This is a genomic window from Parabacteroides faecalis, assembly GCF_022809355.1.
Taxonomy (GTDB): domain Bacteria; phylum Bacteroidota; class Bacteroidia; order Bacteroidales; family Tannerellaceae; genus Parabacteroides; species Parabacteroides faecalis.
Genome location: NZ_JAKZMM010000010.1, coordinates 24,310 through 45,250, shown reverse-complemented (window position 1 = coordinate 45,250; position 20,941 = coordinate 24,310). Strand labels below are relative to the sequence as shown.

15 protein-coding genes are annotated in these 20,941 nt (G+C 43.1%); 5 read left to right on the top strand and 10 right to left on the bottom strand.

Annotation, left to right across the window (positions count from 1 at the left end; all coding sequences use genetic code 11):
* Window positions 1-28: 28 nt before the first annotated feature.
* From porU to MUN53_RS05460, 6 genes are all read right to left on the bottom strand, one after another.
* Complete coding sequence (gene porU / locus MUN53_RS05485) at window positions 29-3,397, bottom strand: type IX secretion system sortase PorU (RefSeq protein WP_243323770.1); 3,369 nt, start codon at window positions 3,395-3,397, stop codon at window positions 29-31.
* 91 nt (window positions 3,398-3,488) lie between these two features.
* Window positions 3,489-4,103, bottom strand: a complete 615-nt coding sequence (locus tag MUN53_RS05480) for a fumarylacetoacetate hydrolase family protein (protein ID WP_243323769.1) — start codon at window positions 4,101-4,103, stop codon at window positions 3,489-3,491.
* Window position 4,104: 1 nt separating this feature from the next.
* Window positions 4,105-4,782 carry a redox-sensing transcriptional repressor Rex gene (locus tag MUN53_RS05475; protein ID WP_394803041.1) on the bottom strand — a complete coding sequence of 226 codons (678 nt, stop codon included), beginning with the start codon at window positions 4,780-4,782 and terminating at the stop codon, window positions 4,105-4,107.
* An 84-nt stretch (window positions 4,783-4,866) separates the two neighbouring features.
* On the bottom strand, window positions 4,867-5,490 hold the full coding sequence (udk, locus tag MUN53_RS05470) for a uridine kinase (RefSeq protein WP_243323767.1): 624 nt from the start codon (window positions 5,488-5,490) through the stop codon (window positions 4,867-4,869).
* A 359-nt stretch (window positions 5,491-5,849) separates the two neighbouring features.
* Window positions 5,850-6,605, bottom strand: coding sequence for an exodeoxyribonuclease III (locus MUN53_RS05465; RefSeq protein ID WP_243323765.1), 756 nt, complete (start codon window positions 6,603-6,605; stop codon window positions 5,850-5,852).
* Between the two features lie 21 nt (window positions 6,606-6,626).
* Window positions 6,627-9,266 carry a glycosyl hydrolase 2 galactose-binding domain-containing protein gene (locus tag MUN53_RS05460; protein ID WP_243323764.1) on the bottom strand — a complete coding sequence of 880 codons (2,640 nt, stop codon included), beginning with the start codon at window positions 9,264-9,266 and terminating at the stop codon, window positions 6,627-6,629.
* Window positions 9,267-9,353: 87 nt separating this feature from the next.
* Here MUN53_RS05460 and dgt point away from each other — a divergent pair, with 87 nt between their 5' ends.
* The 3 genes from dgt to rprY all read left to right on the top strand — a co-directional run bounded on the left by dgt (window position 9,354) and on the right by rprY (window position 13,166).
* The gene (gene dgt, locus MUN53_RS05455; protein WP_243323839.1) at window positions 9,354-10,679 is read left to right on the top strand and encodes a dGTP triphosphohydrolase; all 1,326 of its coding nucleotides are present in this window, start codon (window positions 9,354-9,356) and stop codon (window positions 10,677-10,679) included.
* A gap of 247 nt (window positions 10,680-10,926) precedes the next feature.
* Window positions 10,927-12,432, top strand: coding sequence for a sensor histidine kinase (locus MUN53_RS05450; protein WP_022454759.1), 1,506 nt, complete (start codon window positions 10,927-10,929; stop codon window positions 12,430-12,432).
* A 2-nt stretch (window positions 12,433-12,434) separates the two neighbouring features.
* Complete coding sequence (gene rprY, locus MUN53_RS05445) at window positions 12,435-13,166, top strand: response regulator transcription factor RprY (RefSeq protein WP_022454758.1); 732 nt, start codon at window positions 12,435-12,437, stop codon at window positions 13,164-13,166.
* 97 nt (window positions 13,167-13,263) lie between these two features.
* On the opposite strand, the gene MUN53_RS05440 is transcribed toward rprY, so the two are convergent.
* The gene (locus MUN53_RS05440) at window positions 13,264-15,735 is read right to left on the bottom strand and encodes a bifunctional UDP-N-acetylmuramoyl-tripeptide:D-alanyl-D-alanine ligase/alanine racemase (RefSeq protein ID WP_243323763.1); all 2,472 of its coding nucleotides are present in this window, start codon (window positions 15,733-15,735) and stop codon (window positions 13,264-13,266) included.
* A 3-nt stretch (window positions 15,736-15,738) separates the two neighbouring features.
* Complete coding sequence (locus MUN53_RS05435; RefSeq protein ID WP_243323762.1) at window positions 15,739-16,725, bottom strand: GSCFA domain-containing protein; 987 nt, start codon at window positions 16,723-16,725, stop codon at window positions 15,739-15,741.
* A gap of 120 nt (window positions 16,726-16,845) precedes the next feature.
* On the opposite strand from MUN53_RS05435, the gene MUN53_RS05430 reads away from it, so the two are divergent.
* Complete coding sequence (locus MUN53_RS05430) at window positions 16,846-17,157, top strand: T9SS type A sorting domain-containing protein (protein ID WP_022455084.1); 312 nt, start codon at window positions 16,846-16,848, stop codon at window positions 17,155-17,157.
* Window positions 17,158-17,226: 69 nt separating this feature from the next.
* Here the strand turns inward: MUN53_RS05430 and MUN53_RS05425 are convergent, their stop codons facing one another.
* Window positions 17,227-18,174 (bottom strand): hypothetical protein, encoded by a 948-nt coding sequence (locus MUN53_RS05425; protein WP_243323761.1) that lies wholly within the window; start codon window positions 18,172-18,174, stop codon window positions 17,227-17,229.
* Between the two features lie 44 nt (window positions 18,175-18,218).
* Window positions 18,219-19,184: a hypothetical protein gene (locus tag MUN53_RS05420; protein WP_022455086.1), complete on the bottom strand. Its 966-nt coding sequence runs from the start codon at window positions 19,182-19,184 to the stop codon at window positions 18,219-18,221.
* A gap of 841 nt (window positions 19,185-20,025) precedes the next feature.
* Here MUN53_RS05420 and MUN53_RS05415 point away from each other — a divergent pair.
* The gene (locus MUN53_RS05415) at window positions 20,026-20,850 is read left to right on the top strand and encodes a DUF6261 family protein (protein WP_243323759.1); all 825 of its coding nucleotides are present in this window, start codon (window positions 20,026-20,028) and stop codon (window positions 20,848-20,850) included.
* Window positions 20,851-20,941: the final 91 nt, after the last annotated feature.

The following is a 20,941-nucleotide window of genomic DNA, read 5'->3' as shown; positions in this document are numbered from 1 at the left end:
TCACTTATATAACTACTCTTTTCTCCTTTTATTGTGCCAGGATAATCATTTTATTCGCACCCGTCGCCGTTTTCGAGTTGCCCGATCGCAACGATGCCCGGTAAATATATACGCCCGGACGCAAACGTGCATTGCCATTACCCATCATATTCCATTCCAGCTGATAGTCTTTGAAGGCTTCCGACGAACCGCTCTCTTCGTGATTCCAACGCAGGCGGCCTGCCATGTCGTACACTTCTATTTTGACTGTCAGTTGAGATTCCGGGAAATTATGCTTCAGATGGAAAGTCACCTTTTCGCGAGCCGGAATTGGTGTTGCATATACGGAAATCAGATTCGGCTTCATGTCTTTTACTACCTCAAATGTAAAGGTCTGTGTCGTCGAATTGTTCAGTACATCCCAAACTTTGAATTCTGCTGTATGCAAGCCCGGTTCCAATTCAGGAATAGAGAAGATGACTTGTCCGGCGCCATCGCTACCTACCAGTTGATAATAGTCATTTAAGTTGTAACTCTTGGATGTCTGATTATCGATAATCAGCATCATGTCGTGACCGATACTGCTTCCGGTGATGTTGATACCACTTTTGTCCCAAAGCGAAGCCACAAACAACGGAGTGGAATTAACTTGTCCGCCGTCTACAAATGTCGTGTCGTTCAGATACAAGTAACGGATTTCTGGTCCTTCCGTATCGTCTCCTCCTGTATCCGAAGTCCCGCCAACCCGAAAATCGAGGAACGAACCTTGTGCCTCAATGGAATCTTGATTATTAAAGGCATAAAAGTTCATTTTACCGAAATCGTTCGAGTAGGCAATGTCTTTAGGAACTGTGAAGGAGAAAGAAAACTCTCCGTTACGTACGGAATCATTTCCTATATATAAGGTATTAGGATAATCTTCATATTGGAACTTGGTTCCTGTACTGAAATTATCTAATGTAGTGATAGTCGCTTTACTGTCGAATATGGTTGATTGCAACGGACCTGTAAATGCACTGTCCTTTGTCCCGTCCGGTTTACGCACTTCTCCTTTGATGGTTACTCGCTCTAAAGCTTTAATCGTAATATCTTCAGACGAATCAACCGGTTTTCCATTGATTTCTGTTACAGCTATGCTATAATCCGGGAAAGTCAGTGTCAAGGCCGGATCACCAATCAGCGTAAAGTTCAATTTATTGGAATCGTATCCCATGCTTTGTTTGGCCTTCATCATGATTTCTCCCAACGTATAACGCCGGTTCCCTTCACGTGAAAATAGATTCCGGATAATTGCTTGGTTAATGACCGCATTGTCTTGCGAAAACACCGCTCTCGTAGTTGTGAATAAAGCGATACCGCCACTTTTCTCGTTCAGGAAAACAGATTCTCCGGCCGATGTGGCCAGAGCATCAAAACGGGTAAAGTCGCATGTCGCTGTAATCCATAAAGGCAAGTAAGGATAAGTAGCCTGCTGGATATACGATTGTGTCATTACGGCTTCGTCACTCCAGCTGGTGGTATTACCGTGTCCTGTATAATTCAGGACCATTAATCCGTTCTTCAATTGTTTCTGTAAAGCGGCTTCCACATCCGGATAAGAGGCATTTCCTCCTGTCCGGTCTTTCGTATACGCATCGAAGTAAAGCTTATTTACCCGAAATTCCGGATGGTCTTCTTCTACAATTTCTGCCAGTGTATTTGCTTGCTGCATGTGGATGTTCTTGTTACTATCTGCATTACTTCCATCATCGGCAACGAACGTAATATTGTTCTTCCAGTTTCCCGGAAGCGTATTGTCCATATAAGAAATGATTTTATCTACAGCCGCTTTAGCCTCGTCGTTCGTACGTATAGGTAAGCGGCCGATTCCTACGCAAAGTTTGGCAGAAGCCAGTGAAGCACCGCTGCCATCTTCCAGGAAACCGAAATAATCGTCGGTTGTATAGGAATAGATGTCGACTGAATTCTGCGACTGATAGGTGAGAAGCATATTGGCCAGCAGCGAACTGTTTTGCTGCCATTCGCGTGTCAGTCCGCGGTTGTCGTAACAGCCGTCACCAAACAAAAGTAAGTATTTCAGCGTTTCCGGTTTCCGATCATAAAACATCTTCAGTAAACGACGGTAGGCAGTTGCATCCGGTGTTCCGCTTGAAAACTCATTATAGATAGGTTCCGGATTGATTACCTCAACCGTCAGGCCATTTCGTTGACGATGTATTTCTGCCAAGCGCTGGGCTTGTGTTGTAAATGCCGTAGGAACGATAATCACCATGTTCGGTGTTTCCAGTCCGTGCAGGTTTTGTGTGGAAACTTCTCCCACAATTTCCGGCGTGTCGGTCAGTTTATTCTTGTCAAAGGCGATATATTCCCGTAATTGACTGGAGGCTGCAGCCGTAAAAGACAGATTCGTACCGTTTAACGTTGTCTGCATCCGTTTCGGATTCGTTACGTCGGTTACATCCAATACGATAGTTGATTCAGAAGCATCTGCCAACTCAAAGCGGGAAACATTGTTGATGGCGTCCACACTGCGGAAAGCGGTTTCTGCTCCATATAGTTTCAAGGCGCGTTTCATTTGGAAACGGATATAGTCCAGATATACATTTTGGTCTCCTGTTTTTCCGTAGGTGACTTCCATCTTGACGGACTCGCTTTTTTCTCCTTCCCAAGTCACATTACCCGAGGCAACAACAGCCTTGGTATAACTGGCATTGGTTGTCGGGGCTGAGATAGATAAGGAAAGGACAGCATCGCCTACCGTTAATGTAACCGGAGTACGTCCCGTTGTCCGGGCTATAAAACGCATGGAAACTTCCGCATCATCGGAGGTGATTCCTGGAACAGAGAAGGTAAAATTACGAGTTGTTGTCGAAATGAACGATTCTCCGAATAATTCCCGTCCGGATTCGTTGACCGCTACCTCATCTTTCTCCCACACCTGATAATCATCAAAGGTAGAGATTTGCCGAACGGCTCCCTCTACCGAAGCTTGTTCCGGCATATCATGTGTATCGGTAGCATCCGTTACAAAATAATATCCGGCTGTAGCATAAGGATTATTCGTATGAACAAACAGCTTGTTTTCATAACTCCATTTGACGGTTCCTCTTGCATAAAAATAAAGCGTCGAGCCGTCTCGCCATACTGGAACAGCCGGTAGGTCGTCATGATAAGCAGAATCCGAGAACTGTTCGTCAAGAATCCAACCTCCATATCCGTAAACCGAAACTTTCGACGGGTCGGAAAATCCCATTTTATTCAGGTCGGAAGCCGTCAGTTTATAAACTCCGTTCTTGGTGACTTTGATCTTCACCCATCGTCCGGAAGAAAGGACTGACTGTGACGCATAATTCCCTTCTGCCCAAGCGGATGAGAAGGAAAGAAGAATAGCTATTAAGAAAGATAAAAATCGTTTCATACTACATACAGTACTCCAAAAATTGACAATTGAAAATGATGAATAATCAGTTGTTAATTTTTACTTGTTAATGGTTGCTTGTATGAGCCTATCAACGTACATGGAAGTCCAGTAGTTTCCGTTCGCCTAAGTATCCTTCCAGATGATCACCAATGCTAACCGGACCAACGCCGACGGGTGTGCCGGTATAAATCAGGTCGCCGATCTTCAACGTAAAGAAACGGCTGACATAAGCGATAATCTGATCTACGGAAAACAACATATCTGCAGTGTTTCCCTGTTGTACAGTTTTTCCGTTCATATCCAGATGGAACGACAACTGATTGACGTTTCCTGCTTCTTCCAGCGGAATGAAGGTTCCGATAACGGCCGAGTTATCGAATGCCTTGCTGATTTCCCAAGGCAAGCCTTGCTCACGCAGACGACGTTGCAAATCCCGGGCTGTAAAATCGATACCGACAGTGACTTCACTATAGTACCGATGCGCAAAACGCTCGGCAATGTTTTTCCCTAACCGGTCAATCTTTACCACCAGCTCCGTTTCGTAATGAATCTCCGACGAGAAATCCGGAATAAAAAAAGGTTTTCCGTCTTTCAACAGCGAAGAATCAGACTTCATAAAGATGGTAGGCTCTGTTAATTCTAACGTATGATGCAGCTCTTTATTGTGGGCCGCATAGTTCATTCCAACGGCAATTATTTTCATTTTAACGATTTGTTGAATTCAGACGATTAAACATCACCGCCAGATGGGCGTACATGGATGTATTCTGTATGACAATATTTTCGGGAACCCGAATACGGAACGGAGTAAAGTTCCATAAACCTTTGATACCTCCGGCTATGATCTGGTCGGCCACTTCCTGTGCTTTGTCTACCGGTACTGTGATTACACCGATTGTGGCTCCCAATTGCTCCCGCATGGCCGGAAAACGGTCAATGTGATAGACCGGAATACCGTTGATGATTTGTCCATCCAGTTCCGGACGGACATCAAAACCGGCAACAATATCTAATCCGTATTGTTTCAGGCCGGAATCGTGTAGTAACGCAGCACCCAAACTTCCAACGCCAAACAGGAATGCTTTGTGTGAAGACGTGAATCCCAGAAAATCTTCCAGCTCTTCCACCAAAGCGTCAATTTCATAGCCGACACGGGTTTTCCCGGTTACATTTACAAAAGACAAATCCTTAGCTACCTGACTGGAATCTACATTGATCTCTTTCGAGATCTGGGTGGACGAGATGACAGTTTCTCCTTTCCCTCTCAACAGTTTCACAAAAGCCAAATACCACGGAAGCCGGCGTAAAGTCGGTTCTGGCACCTTTGTCATTGTTCTTATCTCATCACGGGTCATTTGTTCAATCTTATTCATTAATACCATGTCTGCCGCATTGGCATAAGGCGATTGCAAAAGTACGATTTTTCCTCGACTTACGCGGGTATGTACAGTCAGTTTTTGAACGAATCACATATTCACTTCGTGATGTAAATGCTTCTCGATATACATCTTTAGGATATGAATGGCAATTTCATTGCTTCCTCCTTCGGGAATAATCAGATCGGCATATCGTTTGGTGGGTTCGATAAACTGTTGGTGCATGGGTTTAAGGACACGGGTATAACGTTCCATTACCGCTTCGGCTGTTCTTCCTCGCTCTACAACATCTCGTTGGATTACCCGGATTAATCGTTCGTCGGGATCAGCATCTACAAAGATCTTTAAGTCTATCATGTTGCGCAAGTCCGGATCGCACAAGGCTAAAATTCCTTCAATAATGATTACCGGACGCGGCTCTACATGGATGGTTTCTGCCAGTCGCGAACTTGTCTGATAGTGATAAACCGGTTGTTCGATACTTTTTCCTTCCTTCAGCATCTGAATGTGCTGTAACAACAATGGCCAATCGAAAGCATCCGGATGGTCAAAATTAATCTGTTGCCGCAATTCTGCCGGTACATGACTGCTGTCTTTGTAATATGAATCTTGCGGAAGGAGTACGACTTCGCCCGGGGCGAGGCTGTTTACGATTTTTCTCACTACGGTTGTTTTTCCAGATCCGGTTCCTCCAGCTATCCCTATAATAATCATACTTCAGTGTTTTATATCGTTGAAATACAAAAGTACAAAATATTATGAGGTAATAAGCATAATCAGGCAAGAACTTCTCGAATGTTTTTTCTGACGAAGCAGCAAGTCTGTTTCTTCAAAAGTCGGGTTCTTTGCCAGTCAACTTCTTTTATTTATAAAGAGATTTTAAGTCAACCAAATCCATAAAATAGTACTACTAAATCCGTTTGATACGATATTTTTATCGTTCCACGGCAGTGGAACGATCGTCTCACCTACGTGGAACGATCGTTTCACAAAGGTGGAATGATCGTCCCACCCGGGTGAAACGATAAAAAATAAAAGGAAAGACGAATCTTTCCTTTTATATACGCAAGTATTTATAATGCTAAAGTAACTTCTACCGGGCAATGATCGGAACCAAAGATTTCGGTATGGATTTCGGCTCCAGTCAGTTGTGGTTTTAATCGTTCGGATACCAGAAAATAATCAATACGCCAACCAGCGTTTTTCTCACGGGCTTTGAATCGGTAAGACCACCACGAATAAATACCTTCGCGGTCGGGATAGAAATGTCGGAACGTATCTACAAATCCGGCATCCAGCAAGGTCTGGAACTTTTCCCTTTCCTGATCGGTAAAACCGGCATTCATTCGATTCGTCTTCGGGTTCTTCAAATCGATTTCCCGGTGAGCTACATTCAAATCACCGCAGACGATCACCGGTTTGTGGGCATCCAATCTTTTCAGATAAGCCCGGAACTCATCTTCCCATGTCATCCGATAATCCAATCGTTTCAATCCATCTTGCGAATTGGGTGTATAGACCGTTATTAAATAAAAGTTATCCATTTCCAACGTGATGACACGTCCTTCCTGATCGTGCTCTTCCAAACCCAGTCCATACGTTACCTGAAGCGGCTGATGGCGGGTAAAGATAGCTGTTCCGGAATATCCTTTCTTCTGCGCATAGTTCCAAAACGACTGATAGCCGTCGAACGATAAATCTAACTGACCTTCCTGCATCTTGGTTTCTTGCAGGCAAAAGAAATCTGCATCCAGCGATTTGAATGCATCGTGGAAACCTTTGTCGCAACACGCCCGGATTCCATTGACGTTCCAAGAGATAAATTTCATATATTCTTATTTAATTGATGATTACTTATTAAATCCTTCCACAACGACCTCGATCTGACTTTCGGGTAATTCAGACTGAAAACTGAATGTTACTGTCTGCTGATCACCCGGCATCAAAGTAATGTAATTATCCGAATAGTGTACCGGAAGGATACGTTTGCCCGTTTGTTTATCGAATAGTTTGATCCGATTAAAGAAACTGATATGAGCATCTGCTGTAAAAACAGTTTTCCCGGTATAAGTGTTGCCGTCTTTCGTGAAAGTCGTTTTTATATCCGGCGATGACTTCGGCAGCTCGTGCAGTGTCCGGTAATCTTTGGGCGTGGTGGTCAGCCAATAGATGTTGCGGGTCAGTTCTGTTTTCTGCCCATTCCATAAAGAAAGTTTCAGGAAATAAACACCACTTACTTCCGATGGAACCGGAACTGCAAAGATATCTTTTACCTGACTGGCTTCGGCATTTGCCTGAGCAGACTGTTCCCATAGCTTTTTCCCTTCGCGGTTGAAGATTTCAGCCTTTACAGTCAGATTGTTTACGGCTTCTACTGTGGTATTTAATAGTTGTACCTGTTTAGTCACCAGATTATAGAACGGATGGAGCGGTTCGCATCCTTTCTTGGTCCCGTATAGCGAAGCATTTACATCCAGATACCAGTCGTACATTTGTCCGCGTAAAGCAGTCCACGGGTTCTGTGTCTTCCAGATCAGGATTCCTGTGTACCAATCCCACATATGCGAAGCCCAACCTTCCATGAAACTGCGGTACTGGTCGTAGTTGACCAACTGAGCATACCGGCAATAATCTTCAATTGTCTGTAATTCTCCGTATCGTTCGAGATGATCTCCATACCCTAAGTCTTTATGATAAATCCAGTTGGGATTACGAGTCCGACTCTTTCTGGGAAAGGCTTTCAAGTCTTCTTCCGGCATGAAAGCCCGGAAACTTTCCACTTCCGGCGAACCGACTGAACCGGCTTCGGGATTAAACGGATGCGAACGGAAGGTAAAGAACCACTCCGGTTCCTGAATACCGTAAGGACCGTCGCCATTATCTCCTAAATAATTACGGGTAAATACCGAATCGGTAGAGTAACTGGCAAAAAGACGGTTGGGATCAAGTCGGGGAAGAATATCGTTCTTCAAGGCTTCGTCGATATCTTTGGCTAAAGGCCATTCGTTGGCACCGCACCAAAAGCAAAGACTCGGGTGATTGCGGATCATCTTGATCTGGTCTTCCGCCATTTGTAGGAACAAAGCATGATTATCCGGATATTCCCAGCGGCGTTCACGGGAATCGAGTTTTGTCAGGTCTTCCCAGGCGCCGTTACAGTCGCCACTTCCCCATAAATCCTGGAAGACTAAGATACCATATTTATCACATGCCTGGTAAAACTCCGGACGTTCGAGTAAGGCTCCGCCCCAGACACGGATCATACGTAAGTTCATTTCAGCATGGAAACGGACTTCATGGTCGTATCGCTCGGGAGAAAGCCGGAGCAACCAGTCGGAATCAATATAATTTCCGCCTGTGATATAAATCCGTTGTCCGTTGACGTAAAATTCCCGTCCGCCATTCTGTTCGTTCTTTCGGGTCTGGATTTCCCGGATACCGAAACGAACCGACTGTTGATCGCTGACTTGTTGCGTAGTTTGTTCGATAAAGGAGAAATGGATTTCTTCCAAAGGCTGCTGCCCGATACCATTCGGCCACCACAACTTAGGATTACGGATTGTTTCTTTAGGGAAAGAGACAAGCTTCTTTTCACCCGGTTCCAAAGAAACCTGAACCCGAAGTTCCTTTCCTTTATAAGAAGCAACTGCTGTTCCTTTTTGGATTTGGTCAGACACATTTTCCAATTCGACAGAAGTTTCCAAGTAAGCGGGTTCCTGTTTGCTTGCACTTGGTATCCGGACTCCGGGAACTTTCGTTACCACGTACGGATGCTGTACCCGGACATCTTTAGTAACAGCAATGGAAACTTCATCCCAAATACCCGTATTGCGGTCTCGAACTGGTTGAATCCAATCCCAGCCCGGCGTATATTGCATGGTACAATTGCGGGCAATCTGTCCGTCGCCACCTTGTCCGCCATTCGGATTGCCTACATGATCGGGAGGAAAAACCAAAACAGCCAGCACATTCGTGCCGTTTTCTTTCAGGTAAGACGTGATGTCGTACGACTGACGCAGGAACATGCCTTCGTGTGTCACTGCATTGACACGTTTCCCGTTGAGGTAAATCTCAGCTTTATAATTGATACCCCGGAAATTCAACCACGCATGCTGTCCCGGAAGTAATGCTTCCATGGTAAAGGGACAGGCAAACCAATACGTATAAAATACGCGTCCGACGTGAAATATATCCGGAATCAGTTGATTGTTCAGTCCGAATTCAGGAGCCGGATATAGCTTGTTCTCGAGTAAAGTAGTTAATACCGTTCCGGGAACTTTAGCTTTCATCCATCCGGTTGCTTCGAAAGGTTGTCCGGTAAGGCGATTCCCGTCTTCTCCGATTTCACTGGCCTTGCGGGCAAACCAGCCTTCGTGCAGACATGTTTTCTCTCCAGCTTCGAGCCGTTGAATCTTGACAGGCGATTGGGTGAATGCTGGCAGATAACATAATAAAGCCAGTAACCAATAAATGTACTTCCGTGTTTTCATTTGGATATTCAATTAATAATATGGAGTAAAGATAAACATTCTCACTTAAAATCCGTATATTTGAAGTCAATTATAACCATGAATGATATGAATTGGACACAACTACTTTCCGGAAAACGCTTTGGTTTGGAAGAATATCATGAGCGGAAACATGAACGGACCGATTTCCAACGAGACTATGACCGGCTGATATTCTCTTCTCCTTTCCGGCGCTTACAAAACAAGACGCAGGTGTTCCCTTTGCCGGGTAGTATATTTGTCCATAACCGATTGACGCATAGCTTGGAGGTCTCTTGCGTAGGTCGTTCGCTGGGAAATAATATCGCGAAAGCTTTGATGCAAAAGTATCCGGGTGGAAGTGTGAACTTTCCGGAGATAGGTTCTATTGTCTCTGCGGCTTGTCTGGCCCATGATATGGGAAATCCGCCTTTCGGTCATTCCGGAGAGCGAGCCATTACAGCTTATTTCCTCGAAGGTAATGGCATGAAATGGGAGGAAAAAGTACGGGAAGAAGGAGGACGTTGGGAAGATTTCCTGCATTTTGAGGGAAACGCTAACGCCATTCGTTTGTTGACGCATCAGTTTATCGGGCGACGCAAAGGAGGTTTTGCCATGACATATAGTACGTTGGCCTCCATTGTCAAATATCCTTACGCTTCAACAGAGGCCGGAAAGAAAGGAAAATTCGGCTTCTTCCAGTCGGAAGAAGAATCTTATCTGCGTATTGCCGCAGAATTGGGTATTGAACGTAATCCGAAGGATCCGAACAAGTTTGCCCGTTATCCGTTGGTTTATCTTGTTGAAGCGGCCGATGACATCTGCTATCAGATTATGGATATAGAAGATGCCTGCAAATTGCATATACTGACGGCCGATGAAGCCATTCAATTATTGTTGAACTTCTTTGATGATGATCGTTTGGACCATGTGCAGCGTATTATGAATATGGTAGATGATACCAATGAACAGATTGCTTATTTGCGTTCTTGTATTATCGGCCTGCTGGTAGATGAGTGTAGCCGGATATTCCTGGAACATGAGGAAGAACTATTAAAGGGAACATTTACCGATTCATTGATCGAGCATATTTCAGACAAAGCCAAACAGGCGTATGAAACATGCTCGGCTACGGCTTACAAGAAAATATACTGTTCGAAAGAGGTATTGGATGTGGAACTGGCCGGTTATCATATATTCAGCCATCTGATCGATAGTTTTACAGAAGCCGTAATGAATCCGAATCATGCTTATAGCAAGTTACTGTTACAGCGAGTGCCCGAGCAATATAATGTCAAAGCAGTCGGAACGTATGGAAAAATACAGTGTGTATTGGATTATATTTCAGGAATGACAGACGTATATGCTCTCGATTTATACCGGAAAATAACGGGAATGAGTCTGCCGGCAGTATAAAAATACAGTTGGATTGTATACTCCTGCTGATTTTCAGAACAAAAGATGAAATTTCTCTGTTATATTAAATGGATAAAGATCTGATAACGAAAATATACGTTTGCATGAAAAATAAAGATAAAATTAGCAAAATGAGAATAGACAAAGTATTATTAACATTTTAAGCGCTCTGTTTTTACTTTTTTTGTGTAAATATTTATCCAAAAGACGCGTTATTTGTCGTTAGATATAAGAAAGGAAAAATAAGATGAAGAAATCAACGATTTGGTTACTTGCAGTCGTGATGGCGTTTGCTTTTGCAGGATTGTTGTATCTGCAGATCAACTATGTTGATATCATCCTGAAAACAAGAAGTGAACAGTTTGACGAAACAGTCAAACAATGTTTGCATCAGGTCTCAAAAAACCTGGAATTAGACGAGACCCGGCAGTATTTGGAAGATGATATTAATCGGGATCAGAATAGCTTTCTGTATCAGAATGTCATCATAACGGATTCAGACGGAGGCGTGCAGCAAATAGAATTACAGAGTTTTAGTAGTCCGAAGTTTCAGCCTCGTTCTTCGTTGAGTAATCAGCAGACCAATTCGATCGTCAATACATCGCGTGATTTGCAGAAAACGTTGAAACAACGTTATCAGTATCAGGGTGGACTGATTGATGAAGTGATTTATAACATCTTATATACAGCTAATCTGAAACCGATTCAGGAGCGAGTCAATTTCAAGAAGCTGAACAGTTATTTAAAGAATGAATTTATCAACAGTGGATTAAACCTTCCCTTTGTTTTCTCTGTCATAAATAAAGATGGAAACGAAGTGTATCGAAGTGGAAAGATTGATGGAGAACCTCTTGCTTCAGATATTATTACGCAGGTATTGTTTCCTAACGATCCTCCTTCCAAGCAGAATTATCTGAAGGTTTATTTCCCGACGAAAGGAGATTATATTTCTAACTCGATTACATTTATTGTGCCGTCGGTCATCTTTTCGATGATTCTGTTGATTACATTTATCTTTACTATTTATATAGTTTTCCGTCAGAAGCGTCTGTCGGAAATGAAGAACGACTTCATTAACAACATGACTCATGAGTTGAAGACTCCGGTCTCTACGATTTCGTTGGCGGCTCAGATGTTGAAAGATTCGGATATCACCAAAAGTCCGGAAGTGTTTAAGCATATTTCGGGTGTGATTAACGATGAAACCAAGCGATTGGGCTTTTTGGTTGAGAAAGTGTTGCAGATGTCTTTGTTTGAACGTCAGAAGGCAACGCTGAAGTTGAAAGAACTGGATGCAAACGACTTGATTATTTCGGTGGCCAATACATTTGCATTGAAGGTCGAGAAGTATGGTGGAACACTGGATCTGGATTTGGATGCTTTGGATTCGACTATTTACGTGGACGAAATGCATATTACCAATGTGTTGTTTAACTTGATGGATAATGCTGTTAAGTACCGTCGTCAGGATGTTCCGCTTGCGTTGTTGGTGCGGACATGGAATGAAAACGGTAAGTTACATATTTCGGTTGAAGATAATGGTATCGGAATCAAGAAAGAATATCTGAAGAAAGTATTCGATCGTTTCTTCCGCGTACCGACAGGAAATAAACATGATGTGAAAGGCTTTGGACTTGGATTAGCTTATGTGAGGAAAATCATAGAGGATCACAAAGGTTCAATCCGGGCAGAACAAGGCAATAACAATATAGGAACAAAATTTATTATTACTTTACCTCTTATAAAAAGTTAGTTATGGAAGAAAAAATGAAAATCTTCTTTTGTGAAGACGATGAAAACTTGGGAATGCTTCTGAGAGAGTATCTGCAGGCAAAAGGATATGTTACAGATCTTTTCTGCGATGGAGAAGCAGGATACAAAGGGTTTACAAAGGCGAAATACGATCTTTGTGTGTTGGATGTGATGATGCCGAAGAAAGATGGTTTTACGCTGGCTCAGGAAATTCGCTCGGTTAATCCGGATATTCCTATCATCTTCCTTACTGCCAAAACGCTGAAGGAGGATATTCTGGAAGGTTTCAAGATTGGTGCAGATGATTATCTGACAAAACCTTTCAGCATGGAAGAATTATTATTGCGTATTGAAGCAATCTTGCGTCGTGTGAAAGGCAAGAAGATGAAAGATATTCCTTTCTATAAATTAGGAAACTTCTTGTTTGATACGCAAAAGCAGACATTGACAATTGGTGAGAAGGTTACAAAACTGACTACCAAGGAATGTGAATTGTTAAGTTTATTGTGTGCACATGCAAACGAAATCCTGGAACGTAATTATGCGTTGAAGACAATTTGGGTTGACGATAATTATTTCAATGCTCGAAGCATGGACGTTTATATTACCAAATTGCGTAAATTATTGAAAGATGATCCGGGAATTGAAATTATCAATATCCACGGTAAGGGGTATAAGTTGATTACTCCGACTGCCGAAGATATGTTCCGCGAAGAAAGTACACAGGTTTTATAAGCTTTTTAACGAGAGGACACGGGTTTCACCAATTTAACAGGAAGAATAACTTCCTGTCAATTGGTGCAATTCGTGTTTTTATTTACTCCTTTTTCTCTTATTCCCAATAATACACGCGTTTTACACGGGGAGAAACGGATGTAAGGATTTCATAAGGTATTGTCTTTAGCCGGTCTGACAGTTCGGATACGGGCAGTTCTTCACCGAAGACGATAACGCTGTCGCCTTCTTGTGCGTCTGAATCCGTAACATCAACCATACAAGCATCCATACATATATTACCAATAATCGGACAACGTTTACCTCGGATGATGACTTCTCCGTGTCCGTTACTGAAATGACGGTCTAGTCCGTCGGCATATCCGATAGGAATAATGGCTATTCTGGAATCTCTTTCTACGTAACTGCGGCGACTGTAACCAATGGAATCACCAGCCGGGACGTGTTGTATTTGCAAAATGGTCGTTTTGAGTTTGCTAACTGTTCTCAATCCGTTTACTCCAGATGCGCTGACACCATATAATCCGATGCCTAAACGTACCATATCCATCTGCCATTGAGGGAATCGTTCGATACCGGCAGTATTGAGAATATGTTTAATGACCGGATGTTCCAATCCTTTTTCCAACGTGGTTGAGGCTTCTTTGAACTTCTCCAATTGTTGTTGTGTGAAGTCGTCGAATACGTATGAATCACTACCTGCCAAATGAGAAAAGACGGAACGAACCTTAACTCCGCTCTGTGTCTTCAGTCGTTCGATCAGTTGTGATACTTCATATGGCTGAAAACCTAAACGGTGCATGCCTGTATCAATCTTAATATGTATCGGATAAGCAATGATACCACGGCGTTCCGTTTCTTTGATCATAGCATCCAATAGACGGAAACTGTACACTTCCGGCTCCAGATTATACTCGAACATGGTATTGAAGCTGCTGAATTCCGGATTCATGACGATGATCGGAATGGTAATACCTTCTTTCCGTAGGGCAGCTCCTTCATCGGCTACGGCAACAGCTAAATAATCACAGCGATGTTCCTGCAATGTCTTGGCCAGTTCATAAGAACCGCTTCCGTAACCGAAGGCTTTCACCATGCAGACCATCTTCGTTTCCGGCTTCAGTTTTGACCGGTAGAAATTGAAGTTGTGGACGATGGCTGATAAGTTGACTTCCAAGATGGTTTCATGTACTTTCTTTTCCAGTAGTTCCGAGATGCGCTCGAAGTGGAAATGCCGTGATCCTTTCAGCAGAATAACTTCATTGTTGAATTGCTTGATTTCAGGAGAAGCGATGAATTCGTCGGTTGTCTGGTAGAATGACTTTTCCAGTTGTTCTCCGAATACCGAAGCAAATTCTTTCAGATCTTTGCCGATGCCGATCAAGCGGTTTACCTTTTTCCGTTCTACCAAATCGGCTACTTTCTTATACAATGATTTAGGGAGTGTTCCTGACTGAAGAATATCGGAAAGAATTAGCGTTGATTTCAGATTCTTGGCTACTTTCCGGCTTTGCAGGAAATCAAGGGCAATATCCAATGAATTGATGTCTGAATTATAAGTATCGTTGATCAACAGGCAACCTTGGATTCCTTCCTTTACATCCAGACGCATTTCGACAAGTTCGAGATGTGCAAACTTTTCTACATCGTTCACAGTGGTCGGCTTTAAGTATAGCATGACGGCCAGACAGTGAATAACGTTCTCGATAGAAGCGTCATCGACGAATGGTATGGTATATGTCCGGTCAAAGCCCAGTAATGTACAATGGATAACTGTTTCATCTTGTCTCTTTTCAATTGACTCGATAAACAGAGGAGCTTCTCGGTCGGTCCGGCTCCATGCGATTGCTTTGTGCGACAAGCAGGCCGATTCGATCAAAGTTGATATGAGAGGATTATCTCCATCGTAGATAATTGCTTCGCTCTCGTTGAAAAGCATCAGTTTTTCGAGACATTTCTGGTTGACAGAAATAAAGTTCTCTTGGTGAGCTTCGCCGATGCTGGTCAGTACGCCGATGGTTGGTGCAATAATGGGTTGCAGCTTCTCCATTTCATCTGGCTGTGAAATGCCGGCTTCGAATATACCCAATGTGTTCTTTTCGTTCATTTCCCAAACGGAAAGTGGCACACCGATTTGTGAATTATAGCTGCGGGGAGAACGGACGATATCAAATTCGTTGTGCAGTAATTGATACAGAAATTCTTTGACTACGGTCTTTCCGTTACTTCCCGTAATACCGATGACCGGGATCTGGAAGCGTTTGCGGTGATATGCCACCAGTTTCTGCAAGGCTGCCAACACATCTTTTACCAACAGAAAGTTGGCTTCTTCCATTTGTTCGAACTCGGGTAGCATTTTGCTGACTACAAAGTTTCTGACACGAAGCTTATACAAGTCTTGTACATACCGATGTCCATCGTTTGTCTTTGTCGCTAACGCAAAAAACAGACTCGTCTCAGGAAATGATAACCGCCGACTGTCTGTTAGTAATATACTAATCGTGCAATCATGTAACGCCTTTGTTCTTGCCCCGATAATCTGGGCTACGTCTTGTATTGCGTATTCCATCTCTTACTTCAATTTAGTCTTTAAAATATTCCGCTCTTTTGAGTAGTCAAAGAAAGTCATTTTCTCGTTAAGTCGGTCAATCTTTAACAAAGTTTGAAGAATAAATTTCCGGTAGGCTTCGCTGTCTGGATTGAAAGGTTTGTGCGCCATGGCTTTCTGTATTTCCAGACAATCCTTTAGGATGTTTTGACTTTCTGCATCCAGTTCGTTGGTTACGAATTGTTCCCAAATATAATCAATGGCCTGAGCCGAAGGATGCAACATATCGTCGGCATAGAAACGATAATCGCGCAGTTCATCCATCATGATTTCGTACGACGGGAAATAGCTTGTTTGCTCGGGAAACAAACTGTTCAGTTCGTCGATGGCAAGTAACAAGGCGGCTTTACTGAGCTGATTCCCGTGAGCTCCGTCTTTCCAGTGGCGAATCGGACTGACTGTGAAAAGAATTTTCAACTCCGGATTGATGTCTTTCAGTTCTTGTAGCAGGGATTTCCAGTCATTTACTATCTCTTCAACCGTAAGGCGCTGGCGGATAAAATACCGCTCGGGCAGTTTATGGCAATTGCCCACTATCGTGCCGTTCTCTTTTTCCCGATAAACCCATGAAGTTCCCCAAGTGACAATCAATCGCTGGCATTGCCGGAGAAAACGCGCCGAAGATTCCAGTCGGGTATTAATCTGATTCAAACAGGCTTCGGCTGTCAATGCCGAAAAACGACTGTGATGGTCAAAGCTATGGAACAAACCTCCGGATGCAAACAAGTCTTTTTCCTGATACGGCTCAGCTTGTATCAGGCGTCGGAGTGCATGACTGATGGAAGCCGGGTTATAGAGTGTACCGAAAGGATTGACGTCGGTTTGGAACTTTAAATCCGTCATTCGTGTTCCGATATTCTCAACAAAACAAGAACCGATCAGCAGGATCGGGTTTTTATAAGAAAACAGAAAAGACGGCTTTGCGAATGTCAGTTGCGTATAGAAGTTCATATATTGAATGAATTATGATTCAAAGATACTGGATTTCGGCTGATCGTAGGAAAAATGACAGAATAATCTTGTGATAATTACCTAAAACTTCGTACATTTGTACGAAATTAAGGCAGGAGTATGAAAACTATTTGTGGAATTATCCTATGGGCGGCGATGATTCTCCCATCAGCGTATGCGGAGAACGCTACTTCTTTTGTCCCTGCCATCCATCAGACGGAGCCAAAGTCTGTTGAAATCTCAGCCTACGACAGTTGTATTAAAGTCAAAAATGCTCCTACCGGCAGCGTATTGGAAATATATAGCGTAGTTGGGATTAAGGTAAAAGAAATCAAACTTACTTCTTCCGACGGAGAATATCCTGTCAATATACCAAAAGGTTACTACATTATCCGTATTGGCGAAACTGTCCGTAAAGTCGTTATCCGTTAATTGGCCGAAAGCAAATCCCATTAGGTATGATTGAAGAGAACTTGCTTCCGGCTTATCTTTTCCCAGGCGTCAGATCATGTTTTTAAGGAATGAGATCCCTTTAATCTTGTTTGTGATGTCTGGCTTGTATGTTTTCCGTAATTCTTCACGCTCTTTGTCTGACGAGCATTTCTCGATATAATCCCACTGCCAGCGGACAATCCTCTCCAGCTCGTCGAAACTCTTGAAGAATAGCTCCATGTCTTCTTGTTTGCTCTCCGGTCGCCATTGTTTGGCGCGTGTGAAAAAACGCCGCAGGATTTCTCTCGCATTCGGCGTGTTGAATATTTGTATGAACTTGAGTGTCTGATCGTACCATCCGGACGCTTTTTCACAATCCGATAGTTTGGCGATCATCTGTTCTTCTTCATAGATTTGGGCTTTGTAGCGGCTCAGGTTCTCTTGGTCGAGGAAGGTGATGAAAGTCCGCAGGTCTCCTTCATCGGCGACAACAATCAGCCCTTGTGGGGAGATGAGGACAAATCTTTGTTCCATATCCTCTTCCGTCCAGTTCTTGGGCGTATAATTACTCATTTTTCGTTCTCCACCCAGGCAAAAGAAATAGAGGGCCGGCGAGATACCTCCCAATTTGACATGATTGGGTTCCAAATATCGCTCTTTATACCGCTGGAGGAAGTGTGTCGTAATCAGGTTGGGTAGACACTCTGTCGCAAGATCCAGTATGAGGTATTCGCTGGTCCCATCATATTTGTTAAGCTGGATGTAGATGCATCCTACTGCGTGCATACGGGTAGCGGCATAGTCGCGTATATAAAGGAAGAACGTCCACGTATTATGGCGGCGTGTTTTGAATGTCCGTGTGTGGACGATAGAACCCATGATACAACTGTTATTGTATTTCCTATTGTATCTGCGTCCGAACGCGTTCAGTTCTACTTGCATAAATGCCTTAAGCTGGTTAAAATCCTGCTTGGCTTCTGCCACTATTTCTTCGCGAGTCATTGAAGGTGTAAACATAGTTGCTTGTTTTTATTGTTTGGTTTGGCTAATAAAAAACTTCTTCATTTAGATTCGTTTGCACGAATCTTCATAAAATCATCGATGGTCGTACGGACAGGTAAACCGGAGTAAGCGCACTTCCATAAATCTTTACGTTGTTTTTCCGAAAGGTTTTCCATTTCCTTCCAACGCTCCCGGATTTGTTTCTCCAACATATCCCACAGGTCCAATCTCCTTTGACAATTTTCTTTAAAACCCGGACGGTTCTGTTGTATTTCCGTGCGTTTGATGTACCGTTTCTGGATTTCCCGGCAGTTCGGCGTGTTGAACACTTGCAGCATCATCAGGAACTGTTGGTAATCCTTCTTTTCCTTATAGGCTTTCATGAAGCGGTTCATCAAATCTTCTTCTTCATAGATCTCTGCCTTATAGCGGCTCAGGTTTTGCAAGTCAAGGAAGGTGACCAGTACCCGAAGGCCATTGTCTTTGACTGTTACGATCAATCCCTGCGGTATCTGATAGATCGCCTTGTTTTCCATATCCTCTTCTGTCCAGTTGTTTGGGATAAAATACGTCTGCCGGTATTCCATATTGGATCTGAGGTAATAGAGTGCCGGATTCATCCCTTGTAAATTAACTTTGTTGGGTTCCAAATATCGTTCTTTGTATCGCTGGATGAAATGTGTTGTAATCAACTCGACAAAAAATGTATCTTTCAGGCTGATGAATAGATATTCCACAGAACCATCACTCCGTTGTAGTGGTGTATATGCTGTCGTACTGGCTTTGATGGTGTTTTTACTGTAACCGTGGACGTACATTTGCATGGTCCAACTATTGTGGCGGCTGCTGCGGAATACACGTTGCTTTGACAACGAGCCTAATATTCTTTGCTGATATTTGTTGATGCTGCTTCCGTATTGCCGAAAAAAAATTTCCGTTTCGATATCAAAACGCGATTTAAGCTCATAGTAATCATGTTTAGCTTCCTCATAAATCTCTTTGCGTGTCATGGTATGTGTAAACATAGGCTTTTTTCTTTTTTTTTGTTAGATCATATAATAAGGAATAAGGATATGATTGGCGCACTCACTGATTCCTTTTCTATTAATGGAATCAAAGGTAGTGATTATCTTATAGATTCAAAATGATCTATTATAAATTTTATCCCTAGATTTGGCTATCTGATTTTTTTTACGGATTTCTTTTGAAATGTTTGGATTTAAAATTTCTGCTAATTATATTTGCGATTGTTAAACAAAAGAAAGTATTTATAATATTACATTAGTATTATTTATGAAGATGTTTTTTGCTGAATCAAATAAAAGATTAGCCAGCCAGCCAGCCAGCCAGCCAGCCAGCCAGCCAGCCAGCCTAATCCATTATATAAAAGAATTGACGAGCGGAAGCCCGGTTACGGGAGGATTTTATCCTTCAGTAACCGGGCTTTCGCTCGTTCTTTTCTCTTGTGGTGAAGATTTAGCATGCTGTGCTTCTGAGTGACTCGGAAAGAGTAAAAATAGAAAAGTGGATCTTTTGAGTGACTCAGAAGGAGTAAAAATAGAAAAGTGAAGCTTTCGAGTGACTCAGAAGGAGTAAAAATAGAAAAGTGGATCTTTCGAGTGACTCAGAAGGAGTAAAAATAGAAAAGTGGATCTTTTGAGTGACTCAGAAGGAGTAAAAATAGAAAAGTGAAGCTTTCGAGTGACTCAGAAGGAGTAAAAATAGAAAAGTGGATCTTTTGAGTGACTCAGAAAGGATAAAAATAGAAAAGTGAAGCTTTCGAGTGACTCAGAAAGGATAAAAATAGAAAAGTGAAGCTTTCGAGTGACTCGGAAGGAGTAAAAATAGAAAAGGAAGGAGATTTTTATGGCTGTATTTAAAAAGTTTGAGGGAAGCAATGCTTCTCGTTACAACAACTCCCTGCACGCTGCCTATCACACGGCACAATTAAAGCAGTTGCAGGCGGTGGGTGAAGAGACATTGGAGACCATGAATGTTTCGGGTGAACTACTCGAGGGGTATGCGATGGTAGTTGATGATCTGACTGAGCGGTCGATGGAAGCCCAAGCAAGTACCTCAACCGGCGATACGACGGCTCTCGATGTGGAGCGCGACCGTCTGTTGTCGATGTTGTTCTTTCTGGTGGCTTCAGGATTGTTGTCGGCTGTAGCAGAAGAACTGGCAGCTGCCAAGACATTGGATGTGATCCTTCGGGTTTATAAAGGCATCCAAGGGAAGGCGATGGATGTGGAGACGCAGATGATCAAAGGCTTGCTGGTTGATCTGAAGAAAGACGGAGCTGCCGAAGCCGTGACTACATTGCGTTTGAACGAGATCCTGACACAGCTGGAAGCAGCAAATAACAAGTTTGAGGAGGTGAAAGAGGCTCGCGTCAAAGATCGCCAGACAAAACACCTGCAGGTCAAGACTCCGGAGATGCGCTCGCTGGCAGACTCGCAGTTGGAAGAAATCCAGGACTTGATCCGTGCCACGGGCATCATCGCAGCGACAGATCCGGAATCGGCGGTTTTGTTGGAGATGGTAAATGATTTGATGGATGATATGAACGGGGTGACCCGTAACTTCAAGACCGTGTTCAACCAAAGCACGGCGCAAAAAGAAGCAAACAAGAAACCGGACGAAGGAGATAGTGATAATGGCGACTTGGAATTTGTCCCGGTGGAGAAATAATGAATCATAAAAAACAAATAAGGAGAATGGAGGTGTGGAGTTGCTGCTTCTGTTTTTTCCTTTCAATATTAATAATATAATTGAAAAGGTG